Annotated in this window: 11 protein-coding genes; 5 read left to right on the forward strand and 6 right to left on the reverse strand. The window is 39.3% G+C overall.

Translation table 11 applies throughout. From position 1 onward, the window contains the following. The first annotated feature begins 280 nt into the window (after positions 1–280). The gene (locus B6F02_RS09560) at positions 281–1,255 is read left to right on the forward strand and encodes an L-lactate dehydrogenase (RefSeq protein ID WP_080147114.1); all 975 of its coding nucleotides are present in this window, start codon (positions 281–283) and stop codon (positions 1,253–1,255) included. Between the two features lie 737 nt (positions 1,256–1,992). On the opposite strand, the gene B6F02_RS09570 is transcribed toward B6F02_RS09560, so the two are convergent. Continuing rightward, positions 1,993–2,973 (reverse strand): polyprenyl synthetase family protein, encoded by a 981-nt coding sequence (locus B6F02_RS09570; protein WP_080147116.1) that lies wholly within the window; start codon positions 2,971–2,973, stop codon positions 1,993–1,995. A 106-nt stretch (positions 2,974–3,079) separates the two neighbouring features. Continuing rightward, positions 3,080–4,921 carry an NAD(P)/FAD-dependent oxidoreductase gene (locus tag B6F02_RS09575; protein WP_080147117.1) on the reverse strand — a complete coding sequence of 614 codons (1,842 nt, stop codon included), beginning with the start codon at positions 4,919–4,921 and terminating at the stop codon, positions 3,080–3,082. A gap of 305 nt (positions 4,922–5,226) precedes the next feature. On the opposite strand from B6F02_RS09575, the gene B6F02_RS09580 reads away from it, so the two are divergent. The 3 genes from B6F02_RS09580 (at position 5,227) to menA (ending at position 7,907) form a co-directional block, all read left to right on the forward strand. Further along, the gene (locus B6F02_RS09580; protein WP_080147118.1) at positions 5,227–5,739 is read left to right on the forward strand and encodes an FMN-binding protein; all 513 of its coding nucleotides are present in this window, start codon (positions 5,227–5,229) and stop codon (positions 5,737–5,739) included. Between the two features lie 147 nt (positions 5,740–5,886). Further along, positions 5,887–6,960 carry an FAD:protein FMN transferase gene (locus B6F02_RS09585; RefSeq protein WP_080147119.1) on the forward strand — a complete coding sequence of 358 codons (1,074 nt, stop codon included), beginning with the start codon at positions 5,887–5,889 and terminating at the stop codon, positions 6,958–6,960. Between the two features lie 2 nt (positions 6,961–6,962). Continuing rightward, entirely contained in the window at positions 6,963–7,907 is a 945-nt protein-coding gene (menA, locus tag B6F02_RS09590) for a 1,4-dihydroxy-2-naphthoate polyprenyltransferase (protein ID WP_080147120.1), read from the forward strand. Positions 7,908–7,975: 68 nt separating this feature from the next. Here menA and B6F02_RS09595 read toward each other — a convergent pair whose 3' ends face one another. The 3 genes from B6F02_RS09595 to glmU form a co-directional block, all read right to left on the reverse strand. Then, positions 7,976–8,419, reverse strand: a complete 444-nt coding sequence (locus B6F02_RS09595; protein ID WP_080147121.1) for a NusG domain II-containing protein — start codon at positions 8,417–8,419, stop codon at positions 7,976–7,978. Between the two features lie 124 nt (positions 8,420–8,543). Then, positions 8,544–9,518: a ribose-phosphate diphosphokinase gene (locus tag B6F02_RS09600; protein WP_080147122.1), complete on the reverse strand. Its 975-nt coding sequence runs from the start codon at positions 9,516–9,518 to the stop codon at positions 8,544–8,546. A 112-nt stretch (positions 9,519–9,630) separates the two neighbouring features. Continuing rightward, positions 9,631–11,004: a bifunctional UDP-N-acetylglucosamine diphosphorylase/glucosamine-1-phosphate N-acetyltransferase GlmU gene (gene glmU, locus B6F02_RS09605; protein WP_080147123.1), complete on the reverse strand. Its 1,374-nt coding sequence runs from the start codon at positions 11,002–11,004 to the stop codon at positions 9,631–9,633. Positions 11,005–11,300: 296 nt separating this feature from the next. On the opposite strand from glmU, the gene B6F02_RS09610 reads away from it, so the two are divergent. Further along, complete coding sequence (locus B6F02_RS09610; protein WP_080147124.1) at positions 11,301–11,912, forward strand: general stress protein; 612 nt, start codon at positions 11,301–11,303, stop codon at positions 11,910–11,912. Positions 11,913–11,959: 47 nt separating this feature from the next. Here B6F02_RS09610 and purR read toward each other — a convergent pair whose 3' ends face one another. Continuing rightward, positions 11,960–12,784 carry a pur operon repressor gene (gene purR, locus B6F02_RS09615; protein ID WP_080147125.1) on the reverse strand — a complete coding sequence of 275 codons (825 nt, stop codon included), beginning with the start codon at positions 12,782–12,784 and terminating at the stop codon, positions 11,960–11,962. Positions 12,785–12,831: the final 47 nt, after the last annotated feature.

The raw sequence follows: 12,831 nt of genomic DNA on the forward strand, positions 1-12,831 counted from the left end.
AAAACTAATATTCAATGTACTAAAGAAGGTGTTAAGCTGAAATTATGCATAATTATACTTGAAATATGAGTATTTTATTAAATAACTTAATACAATTCTGCCACTCTCTGACCGTTTAGTCAATAGAGATTATGATAAACATTCTCATAATTCAGATTTCCCCTTCATTAGAATTGTTTTTTGATTATTCACAGATATTTTTGTTAAATTTGACTCTTTTTGCTCCATGTGTGATATAATGAACTTATGAAATTCAACTTATTTAAGGGAGTGTGCAACCTTGAAAACTATAAAAGATCAACAAAAAATCATTCTAATCGGCGACGGTGCTGTCGGCTCTAGTTATGCCTATTCTCTAATCAATCAGAATATCGGACAAGAGCTTGGCATTATTGATGTTAACCGAGATAAAGCAGAAGGCGACGTTATGGATCTAAGCAGTGCCTTAGCATTTACGGCACCTAAAAAACTTTACGTGGCAGACTATGCGGACTGCGCGGATGCAGACCTTGTTGTCTACACTGCAGGAGCAAGTCAAAAACCTGGGGAGACGCGTCTGGATCTGACAGAAAAAAATCTGCGCATTACAAAAAGTGTTGTAGAGAGTGTTATGGCCAGTGGTTTCAACGGAATATTTTTAGTTGCTACCAATCCTGTAGATATCCTTTCTTACGCTGTTTACAAATGGTCCGGCCTGCCGGCTGAACAAGTGATCGGTACAGGTACTTCTCTGGACAGTGCTCGGTTCCGCCAAGCAGTAGCCAACTTGCTTGACGTTGATGTACGTAACGTCCATGGCTATATTATTGGTGAACACGGTGATACAGAATTCCCAGTATGGTCACATGCAAACGTTGCTGGATTGCAAATCAACGAGTGGGTTGAAAACAATCCGAATACTGATGAACAAGCATTAGTAGATATCTTCTTTTCAGTAAGAGATGCTGCTTATACGATTATCGAGAAAAAAGGCGCTACCTTCTACGGTATCGGCGTATCTCTAGCACGGATCACTCGCGCAATCCTTAACAATGAACATGCCGTGCTGCCTTTGTCTGTTTATCTTCAGGGAGAATATGGCGAAGAGGATATTTATATAGGCACACCCGCTGTTATTCACCGCAACGGTATCAAGAGTATTATTGAAATTCCATTAAACGATTCTGAAAAAGAAAAAATGAAACATTCGGCTAAAACTATTCGTGAGCACTTAGCCGATGTTATTGAGAAAAGTCCTGATTTAGCTTTTGAATAAAGGGTCTGTCTTAAGACACAAGCTGTTGAGAAACAGCTTGTGTTCTTCTTTCAGTTGAAATTAAAGCGCTTTATATTTTTTAACAATAAGGACGTGCTTTCATGCAGCTTAAGTTTCAGTATATATCAAAAGTGATTTTCATCTTTTTTCTTTGTTGTTTTCCATTTATTATATTCTGATCAACCCTGCTTTCATCTTTGAGTATTATAGTGATTGGATCGTTTTCCCAGGGTTTTTGATTCTTGGCTTTCTACTAGATATCACGAATAAAAAGCAGTATGAGGGATTATCTGTTTTTCACAAAGTCATTGATTATACAACTATTCTTTTTTTACTGATTTTACTTATCCTTACATTTATATGAAACGAGGAATCGGCAAATGAAAATACGTTATTATTTCATTAAAAGATTTTACATAACCCTCTTTCTGACTGGTGTTTATTTCGCAATTTTTGTTCCTTCTTTTCATATATTCCCGGATCGGCTCAATTTAGGCAGTTTTGTTTCCTTGCTGCTGCCGGCTATTTTTTTAGATTTTTTCCATTTACAGTCGGACCATAATTTTGTTGAGACTTTTTTGAACTGGACATTGCTTTTAACTTTCAGTTTATTTTATTTACTATATCTCATTCATTTTGCGCTGCTTTTTATCTCTTTGTTTTAGATATGATTCAACTGCAAAAAGAGCAAAACCTCTATTCAATATATCAATAGAGGTTTTGCTCTTTTATCTGCATTACATTTTTCGTTCTAACAACTGCTTGGTCAATGATTGAATCATCTGTTTTTCTGGAGACACTGGAAGTTGGTCGATTCTTTTCAATGCTTTATGTGTATATTTTCCAGCTAACGAGCGCGCTTCATTTACTCCACCCAGCTCATTTACTAAGTGCTGTACCATTTTAACATCGTCCTTTGTCATTTTATTCCGCTTAGACAGCAGTGGTTCAAATTGTTGACGATTCTTGCGCATCGCAAAGATCAGCGGCGCTGTATAGATACCTTGTCTAACATCTTCCAGCACAGGTTTTCCCACGCTCTCAGAATTCTGTGTGTAATCCAATATATCGTCTAATATTTGAAATGCCATACCAATATGGCTGCCGATATAGTATGCATGACGAGCCTTTCTCTCTGTCATACCCCCTTCAAGCGCTCCTGAATAGCACGCCAGAGCAAATAACTGAGCTGTTTTTCCAGAAATCTGTGTCAGGTACTGTCGGATTGTCATATCAAGATGATAATACAAGTGCATCTGATCTAACTCACCCATCAAGATCCGTTCCATTCCGCGAGTATTAATATCTAGTTGCCGGTCCGATTGAACCTGCTTTGCCAGCAGTCGAAATGAAACGGTAAATAAGTAGTCTCCTGCATAAACAGCAGCGTCTTTTCCATACTTTGATTGTATCGTTGTTTTACCTCTGCGGGTATCCGCATCATCAATAATATCATCGTGAATGAGCGTAGCCGCATGCAGCAACTCGATAGAAGCCGCTAATGCCCGAGCTCTCTCAGGATCATGTTCAGTGCCGAATGCAGAAAACAACAGTGTATAAGCTGGTCGCAGCATTTTCCCTCCAGACTCCAGCATATCCGTCAATACTGCTTCCACTTCTTTATTCCGCATATGAATCGATCGCTTGATCAATTGAATGACCTGTTCCAATTCGCTGGATAGGTCAGGATAATCCTCCCAAATTGGATGTAATTTCATAATTCTCTCCTTTAAATCCCTGCACTTAGTAAAAAGGGAGACGAGTTGTTAACCCCGCCTCCGCCTTTTTTGTTTCTTTCGACTTGCTTAAGCTGTTTAATATGATTTAATAAATAGATTTTTCCTTACCATACCACCAGGATCCGGCTTTTTTCTGAATCCATGGAATAACATAATAATCCAATCCGAAGGCGCGTCCTGAGCCGTTCATTAAAGCAATGGCTACAAAGATAAACCAAATATTGACCCAATAAAACATACCGGACAGTGCGAATGAGATTGTCAATGCAATGGTAGCTGCACTTGCCAACCATGTAAATAGACCGAAAATCAGCGCTAAGGCAATAGCGATTTCTACACATGTCATAAATTTTTGGAAAAATAGTGCGACTTCTGTATTTGGTATCATGATTTTCATGATACTTTCAAACCAGAACGGCGCTTCCTTAAAAATCATCATAGGTTCTTCTCCGTAAGCATAACTCAATCCGAAAATCGGCTTAGCCACTTCTTCTGCAACAGCCTCTGAAGCTCCGGAAACCGGATTTTGCAGCCAGGCAAACGGCAGAGAAACTGTATCCCCGAACCAACTATGAGTACCAAAAAGGCCAAACGTTTTCTTCAACCCTTCAATGAGCCACATACTTCCATAAAACACGCGCAGCGGTACACTCCATAAAACATTTCCGTATCTGGAAAGGTGCCCTCTGAAAATATTCCGGTGATGTTTGATATGGAAAAACTCATGCAATATATATTGTATCATATAATAACCAGAGCGGATATCAAAGAAGTATTTCAAGTTGACTATGTGTTTCATTAAAATAGCCAAAAACCCACTTAGATGGATTCGATCAAACAGATAGGCTACACCGTACTTAGAACCGACAGACACCAGTGTCCCCTGATAGTTTGACTCATGCGGATGTTTTTCTCCACCTTCAATAGCGGCTGCAATATTTATTGCTGCTGTATGTCCTGTCTGTTCAGCAGCCTGCACGATCTGCGGAGTAGGCTTTCCATTCTCTTCATAATAAACTAAGTCACCGATAACATAAACATTATCCAAGTCTTTTGCTTCCATAAATTCATTTGCCACAAGACGACCTGCCCGAGCTTTTTCCGCTCCAAAGTCTTCTGCATCTGAATTCGCCTTTACACCCGCTGCCCAGATCAACGTATGAGTATCTAACGTATCATTCGTTCCAAGCGCTACTTCCGTCGGTGTAACATTGACAACAGGAGCATCCGTCAAAATTCTCACGTTTTTCTTACGCAGGTATTTTTCTACTTTGCCAGAACTGACCTTGGGAATCGTTGTTAAAATATCTGACTGAGCTTCAACCACCACTAAATCGATTTCTTGCTCATCAATATGGTACTTTTCTGCTAGAACCGGCTTCCAGTCTATCAGCTCTCCTACCATTTCAATCCCAGTAAATCCAGATCCGCAGACGACAAAGCGCAGCATAGCTGCTCGCTTCATTGAATCGCGTTCTCTGGCTGCAGCCGCAACTGTATCTTCGATATGGCGTCGAATACGGACAGCATCTTCCCAGGACCACAATGTAAATCCGTGTTCTTTCACTCCTGGAGTTCCAAAATCATTAGCTTCTCCGCCCATTCCCAAGACTAAGTAGTCATAAGCGTAACGACCATTTTCAGTAATCACTGTCTTTTCTTCGTGGTCCAGCTCAGTAACGTTATCTGTTACAAGTTCAACATTTTTTCTGCGGGCGAACAATCTTTGCAGATCGTATTGAATCGCATGAGGTTCAACACGTCCACCAGCAACTTCGTGCAGCTCTGTCATATACGTATGATAAGCATGACGATCAATCAAAGTGATTTTGACCGCTTCATTCTTCTTCAATTTTTTCGAGAGTGTCTTTGCAGCTGAAACTCCTGCAAACCCTCCACCGACAACAACAATATTAGTCTGTGACATTTTGGTATCTCCTTTATTAAACTCTAATTATTTGTGAAATACAATTCATTTCGTTTGTATTATATATCACAATTTATCTTCGGGTTTATTATAACTTCTTTTATGTTAAATGTCTATATCACTTTTTATATATTATATTCTTTTATATATAAAGATATTTTATTAAATATCATATATGAAGAAAAATTTAATTTGAAATTATATTGTGAAAGTATAGACAATTTTATTGTGATGTTGTATACTAACGTTGTTGAAACGTCCTCAATAAATATTGAGTACATACATTAAATTTTGGAGGGAATACCATGCAATTAGAAAAAGGATTTAAATTTGCTGCAACACTTTTGGCTTCATCATTTGTATTAGCTGCCTGCGGTAGTACAGATGACTCAACTTCTACTGAAGATTCAGATACAGCAGATACAACTGAAGAAGCCGGAACAGATAGTACTGAATTACAAGACGGCTCTTATTCTCTAGAAGAACAGAATTTTGATGAAAATGGCTGGCGTGTTGTTTTTGATATGACTGTCAGCGACGGACAAATCACAGAATCTAACTACGATTACGAAAACGAAGCTGGCGAACTGAAATCTGAAGATGAAGGTTATCAAGAAGCTATGAAAGATAAAGTAGGTGTGGGTCCTGCAGAATATCTTCCTGACTTGAATGGGCAACTAGAAGAAACTCAAGATCCTTCTGAAGTAGATGTCGTATCTGGTGCAACTCATTCTTCTGAAAGTTTTGTTGAATATGCTCAACAATTAGTGGATGCTGCTGAAGAAGGCAACACTGAAACGATTGAAGTCAACAACTAAAAATACTCTAGAAGTCTTTTCTCAAAGAACGTTTTCATTTATACTTTAAGAGAAAATCTTACTGATAAAAACAGGTCTTAGACTTTTAGCTAAGACCTGTTTTTATCCTTATTCCACTATTGATTGATTTTGAAAGAGGTCTGGATTATGAGAAAAGCGTTTATTTATATTTACCTATTTCCGCTGATAATATTCAGCATTTTATTAAGCGGTTGTCAGTCTGAACAGGCGCAAGAAGACCGCAATCTTGCAGGAACCCCCTATGAACGAACAGAATTTCTAATGGGGACCGTGGTTCGAGTAACGGTCTACAATGATGGAAAAGAAGAAGCTTTAACAAAAGCTTTTGACCGTATTGAATCATTGGCAAGTTATATTACAACAGAAGAAACAGAAGAACATTCAATCATTCAATCAATCAATGATGCAGCTGGTCAGGAAGCCGTTTCCGTTCCAGATGATTTATATGCACTTATTAGATCAGCTGTTCATTATAGCGAAAAAACTGAAGGATCTTTTGACCTGTCCGTAGGTCCACTGACAAGCTTATGGCATATTGGTTATCCTGATGCCAGAAAACCAGCTCAATCTGAAATTGATGAAGTATTATCCCTGATTGATTATAAAATCATAGAACTGGACGATACAGAACAGACAGTCTATTTACCAGAAAAAGGGATGCAAATTGATTTAGGCGGTATCGCAAAAGGCTTTATCACAGATGAAGCCGTAAATGTTTTAAAAGACAACGGTGTAGATACTGCGATTGTCGATTTAGGCGGCAACATTTTCGTTATGGGCAATAGTGCCCGAAGTATGAGTGAAAAGTGGAATGTAGGCGTTCAAGATCCGTTTAAAGAGCGTGGAGAAATTTTAGGGTCCATTCCTGTCAGCAACCGTTCAATCGTGACTTCCGGTATTTACGAACGCTATCTTGAAGCAGACGGCAAGCAGTACCACCACTTGCTTGATCCTAAAACCGGCTATCCATTTGATAATGAATTGGCAGGTGTCAGTGTAATCACAGATCAGTCAATCGATGGCGACGGACTCTCTACTTCACTATTTTCTAAAGGATTAGAAGATGGATTATCATTTGTTAATCAGTTGGAAAATACAGAGGCTATCTTTGTTACCAAAGACAAAGAAGTTTATTTATCCAAAGGGTTAACGGACTTCGACTTAACAAATGACGCATTTACTTTAATGGACGAGGAATAGCAATGACAATAAAAACTTTTTTAGATTTAGTTGAAATCAAAACAAAATTAGCCAGCTTATTTCCATTTTTACTAGGCACTTTATTTTCAGTATACTATTTCCAGTCTTTTGACTGGATCAACACTATACTCTTTTTTATCGCAATGATCTTATTCGATATGACGACTACAGCAATTAATAACTTGATGGATTACCAGAAATCCAAAGCTGACGATTATAAGCGGGAAGTCAATATTATCGGTCAATCCCAACTATCTGAAAGACTGGTTATTCAGATTATCTTATCTATGCTGATTGCAGCTGCTTTGCTTGGAATTGTACTCGTTGTCAGAACTAATCTCTTATTATTGCTTATAGGTGGACTATGCTTTTTAATCGGTATTTTCTACACGTTCGGTCCGGTCCCAATCTCAAGAATGCCGCTTGGCGAAATCATTTCTGGTTTAACCATGGGATTCGGTATCTTTTTTATTGCGATTTTTATCAATACAAATGATCAAACATTGATCAACTTGATGGTAAACTTACCTAACTTTACTATTGTGGGAAATAGTTTAGATCTGCTTGTTGCCTTTTTTGTTTCTTTACCGATTGTTTTTTTAATCGCCAATATTATGCTGGCAAACAATTTATGCGATTTGGAACAAGATATAGCGAATCACCGGTATACGTTGCCCTATTATATTGGCAAGGACCATGGAGTACAGCTTTTTAACGGATTAGTTTACGCCAGCTATGGTGTGATTACGATTGCTGTTTTACTCGGCTGGCTGCATCCGCTGCTGCTGCTCGTTCTACTGACATTGATTCCCGTACGAAAAAATCTCATAGCGTTCAACAAAGCACAGATCAAACAGAAAACCTTTATTTTATCTATTAAAAACCTAGTATTATTCTGTGGTACAGAAACGATTTTACTGCTGTTTAGTTTACTATTTATCCAATGATTAATCATTTTTTCTAATACAAAAAGGCTGAAGCAATCGCTTCAGCCTTTTTGTATTAGTTACAGGTTTTAAAGTGGAATGATGACGTCTGTTTCTTCTTCCATTTCTTTACCATCTGGAGATTCTGCATGAATCTCTATAATCAGTTCATGCGGCAACACTACAGCGGTCTCCCCCGGTTGGCTGATCCAGCCTTTTCTTACTCCTAATTGATCCGGACTGTTATCTTCTTTATTTCGGATTCTTGTTCCATCTACTTCGATAATATTATATTGACCTTCTGCAGGATAAAAAGTCTTCGTTTCATGCGGTGTATCTTCTGAAAGTTCAACTTTATAGACTTCTTCTCCGGATATTTTAACCGTAGCCATAATTCGGGCATCTTCATCCACTTGATTGAGTTGAATCCCGTATACCACATGCGGAACAAAAGAAGCAGCGAAGAGACAGACAATAATCACTGCATCCAGTGGTTTCATCTTACTTAAATGGAATTTCAATGTTTTCATCATCTCTGCTTCAGCTCCTCTCTTGTTCATAAGCAGGGTAAAAATAATAGACACTGAGGCGGTCAGTTATGAATAGTGGTTCAACAGCTTGACCAGCTCAGTGTCTGATTATAGATTACTTATAATCTTATTTTTTGAATTTTTTCTCAAATAACGGACTAACTGAACGGTTTTCATGAATTCGTTTAATTGCATGTCCCATCAGTTCTCCAACACTCACTTGTGCAACTTTATCTATTTTTTGTTCTTCTGGAATATTAATAGAATCTGTAACAATCATTTTTTTGATTGGAGAAGCTTCCAGTCTTTCAATCGCGGGACCAGAGAATACAGCATGCGTACCGCAGGCATAGACTTCTTTTGCACCTTGATCAACTAAAGCATCAGCAGCTAGTGTGATCGTTCCAGCCGTGTCGATCAAGTCATCAATCAAAACGGCCGTCTTGCCATTAACATCTCCGACGATATTCATAACTTCCGCAACATTTGCTTCTGGTCGGCGTTTATCAATAATCGCAATTGGCGATTTCAAGAATTCTGCCAGTTTACGTGCACGGGTTACACCGCCGTGATCTGGCGATACGACGACTGTATCTTTTCCGCCTAGCCCTTTATCCAAGAACCAGTTTGCAAGCAGAGAAGCGCCTAGTAAGTGATCTACAGGGATATCAAAGAATCCTTGGATCTGAGAAGCATGCAGGTCAAGCGTCAAAATTCTATCTGCTCCTGCTTCTGTCAGCATATTCGCTACTAACTTAGCTGTAATGGGTTCACGAGATCTAGCTTTTCGATCTTGTCTTGCATAACCATAGTACGGCAGTACGACATTGATCGTTTTTGCGCTCGCTCTTCTCAGTGCATCAATCATGATCATCACTTCCATCAAATGATCATTCGCAGGTGCTGATGTCGATTGAATCAAATAAACGTGATCTCCACGAATACTCTCTTCAATATTGATACGAATCTCGCCATCACTGAATTTCTTAACAGAAACGTCTCCTAATTCTACTCCAACGTCTGCAGCAATTTTTTCTGCAAGCGGAACGTTAGAACTCAAAGCAAAGATCTTAAGTTTTGGATCAGAATAATGTTCGGACATGTGGGCCTCCAGTTTCTTTCTTTTCTTCTATTTCTACCATCTATTAGTTTATGATGAAGTTTACAAGAAATCAACATTCTTATTCAATAATAACGCTTTTATGGTGAGACTTCTAATCTTTTATCGACATTTTATTAATATAGTCTTCTTTTATGGTTTGACGGGCCCGTGCGATAGCCAACGAGTTTTCAGGTACAGTATCCGTAATGGTCGAGCCAGCCGCAATATAAGTGTTCTTTTCAACAGTTACCGGCGCAATCAAATTTGTGTTGCAGCCGATGAAAGAGTTATCTCCGACAGTAATTTTATGCTTGTTTTTGCCATCATAATTTACAAATACGGTTCCGCAGCCAATATTGATGTCTTCTCCTAATTCGGCATCTCCTACATAAGTTAAGTGACCGATTTTAGTTTTCTTGCCAATCGTTGCCTTTTTCACTTCAACAAAGTTTCCGATATGAACAGACTCTTTCAAGACGGTTTGCGGGCGAAGATGGCTGCTTGGGCCGATATCACTGTAGTCTCCCATAATCGACTCTTCGATCATTGAACTAGTTACGTTAACGCCATTTCCAATTGTGCTGTCCACGATAACAGAGTGAGCTCCAATGGTACAGTCCTCCCCAATCGTCGTGCTGCCTTTTAAATAAACGCCAGGTTCAACAAGCGTATCTTGTCCGATTACAACATCACTTTCAATATACGTGTTCGCCGGATCAATCATCGTTACACCATTACGCATGTGTTGTTCATTGATGCGTTCTTTCATCACCTTGTTGGCTTGTGCCAGTGCCACACGGTCATTGACCCCCAAAGCTTCATCCATATTATCCAGCTGAAATGCTGCGACCAGTTCTGACTGATTTTTTAAAATCTCAATAACATCCGGAAGATAATACTCGCCTTGGACATTTTCATTTTTTACTTTTTCCAGCGTTTCAAATAGTGCTTTGTTGTCGAAACAATAGGTACCCGTATTGATTTCTTGTACCGCTGCTTCAGCTTCAGAAGCGTCTTTTTGCTCAACAATCTTAGTAACTGCACCTTCCTCGGAACGAATGACTCTGCCATATCCAAAAGGATTGTTTGCATGAGCAGTCAGTACCGTCGCTTTTGCGCCTTCTTTTTCATGAAATTCTACTAGACCTTTCAGCGTATCGGCTGTCAAAAGCGGAGTGTCTCCGCAGATCACTAGGGTTGTTCCTTCTTTGTCTTTCAATTCAGAAGCTGCTTGTTTTACTGCGTGAGCAGTACCAAGTTGTTCTTCTTGTAAGACATAAGAACTTTTTTCTCCCAGATACTCCTGAACGGTTTCAGCACCAACACCTGTGACTGTAACGACTTGATCTAGATTTACGGCTTGTGCTTGATCAACAACATGCCCTACCATTGGTTTCCCCATGACCGGGTGCATGACTTTATATAATTTCGATTTCATTCGTGTTCCTTGACCTGCTGCTAATACTACTGCATATCGATTATTCACTATAGTTCTCCCATTCTGTTCATCTTCTGTTTCATTACAGCTGTTTATAGTGTGATTATTCATATCACTTCTGATAGCTTTATTGTACTTTTTTAAGGAAAGAATCCTGATTCTATCATACTTTACCTACTTGGCTATTTCAAGTTCTTAAGGTGTTTTGTTTGTAGGTCGGCTTTTCTCATTTTATACTGTAGTTAGGTTAAAACCTTATCTCATTACAGATATAAACCAACCTGTTTGATGACACTGCCGCTTAAAGCAGTAGACTGCAGGGATTCTAATAGGAGGAATGTTAAATGGATAAAGAACAAACCGTTATAGGAAGTTACAAAAAAGAAGAAGAAGCGATCAAGGTCATTAAAAGATTAGAGGCTGAAGGTTATACGAATGACGAAATTACGTTGTATACCAACCAAGAAAAAAGTCACTCTCTGAGAAATCCAGAACATGTAGATGTTTCTGAGCCGGATATGAATGGCAATGATTCTGATCATGAAAATAATTCTAATTTTTGGGAATCTATAAAAGATGCATTCAAAGTCAGAGAGGATCATCATTTTGACGATCCTGACTATACTACTGACGATGATTTATTGCATAGATACCGCGATAATTTGGCTAATGGCGAGATTGTCGTAGCGGTCAGCAATTTTAAAGCAGATCGATCAGGAGATGCACCGCATCAGTCTGACCAGGATAGACAAGATGATAGAGTACAAGACCTCAATCAAGCGACCAGCTCTGTTCGTCCAATCGCAGGATATCCAGCCAACGGAGGCGTCCAAGGTACGCAACCGCCGCTTCAACCAGGTGAGTCAGAAGGTACACCACCGATGCTGGATGATCAAGCTGATACTACCGGACGACAAACTGAAGGGCGTAAAAGACCGGCAGACGACAAATTATAAACTTATAGAAAAAGAGAGATGCTGGATTGCAGCATCTCCCTTTTTATTTACATTGAAGACAAAAAGTTTCCCGGTACAACTTGAATCGTTCTGCTTTTCACGTCCACACTATTGACTTTTAGTAATGCGGTATAGTTATCGATCGAACGTTCACCTTGATATAGGTTTTCCGCAATAACCGTTGCACCTACAAGTTCTGCGTCGAATTCCTCGATCAGACTCTTCATTCCGTTGACCGTTCCTCCGCCTTTCAAGAAATCGTCTACGATCAAGACTCTTGACCCTCGTTTTAAACTTCGGCGGGACAATTCCATTTTCTCAACACGCTGCGATGATGAACCTGATACGTAATTGATGCTGACCGTAGATCCTTCCGTTACTTTGGAATCCCGGCGAACAATCACAAAAGGAACATTCAAGTAAGTCGCTACAGCTTGCGCAATCGGTACCCCTTTTGTTGCGACTGTCATAACAGCATCGATTTTCTTATCCATGTAATACGAGGCAATGACCCGGCCGATTTTTCTTAACCAATCTGGCTCTCCCATCATATCGGAAAGATACACATATCCCCCAGGGAGTAGACGCTCAGAATCATTCAACTCCGTACAGAATTCTTCAATAAAGGTTTCGATATCTTCTTTTTTCATTTTCGGGATATAACGTGCTCCCCCGGCTGCACCGGGCACTGTTTCCAGAATACCGATTCCTCTTTCCTGGAAGGTCTTTTTCACAATGGTCAGATCTTCACTGATACTTGATTTAGCTGACTCATACCGCTTGGAGAAAAATGTCAGAGACACTAATGTATGCGGATGTTCCAGCAGGTAGTGAGTGATATCAATCAATCTTTCACTTCTTTTTATTTTCAACGATGGACACCTCTTTTATTTAACGTACAATCTTAATGATTCTTTTC

Source organism: Marinilactibacillus piezotolerans (genome assembly GCF_900169305.1).
Classification (GTDB): domain Bacteria; phylum Bacillota; class Bacilli; order Lactobacillales; family Carnobacteriaceae_A; genus Marinilactibacillus; species Marinilactibacillus piezotolerans_A.

What these genes read in the sequence shown, in the direction of transcription:
- B6F02_RS09570 (WP_080147116.1), bottom strand. Translation starts at nt 2,973, where the DNA reads ATGAAATTACATCCAATTTGGGAGGATTATCCTGACCTATCCAGCGAA.
- B6F02_RS09575 (WP_080147117.1), bottom strand. Translation starts at nt 4,921, where the DNA reads ATGTCACAGACTAATATTGTTGTTGTCGGTGGAGGGTTTGCAGGAGTT.
- B6F02_RS09580 (WP_080147118.1), top strand. Translation starts at nt 5,227, where the DNA reads ATGCAATTAGAAAAAGGATTTAAATTTGCTGCAACACTTTTGGCTTCA.
- B6F02_RS09585 (WP_080147119.1), top strand. Translation starts at nt 5,887, where the DNA reads ATGAGAAAAGCGTTTATTTATATTTACCTATTTCCGCTGATAATATTC.
- menA (WP_080147120.1), top strand. Translation starts at nt 6,963, where the DNA reads ATGACAATAAAAACTTTTTTAGATTTAGTTGAAATCAAAACAAAATTA.
- B6F02_RS09595 (WP_080147121.1), bottom strand. Translation starts at nt 8,419, where the DNA reads ATGATGAAAACATTGAAATTCCATTTAAGTAAGATGAAACCACTGGAT.
- B6F02_RS09600 (WP_080147122.1), bottom strand. Translation starts at nt 9,518, where the DNA reads ATGTCCGAACATTATTCTGATCCAAAACTTAAGATCTTTGCTTTGAGT.
- B6F02_RS09610 (WP_080147124.1), top strand. Translation starts at nt 11,301, where the DNA reads ATGGATAAAGAACAAACCGTTATAGGAAGTTACAAAAAAGAAGAAGAA.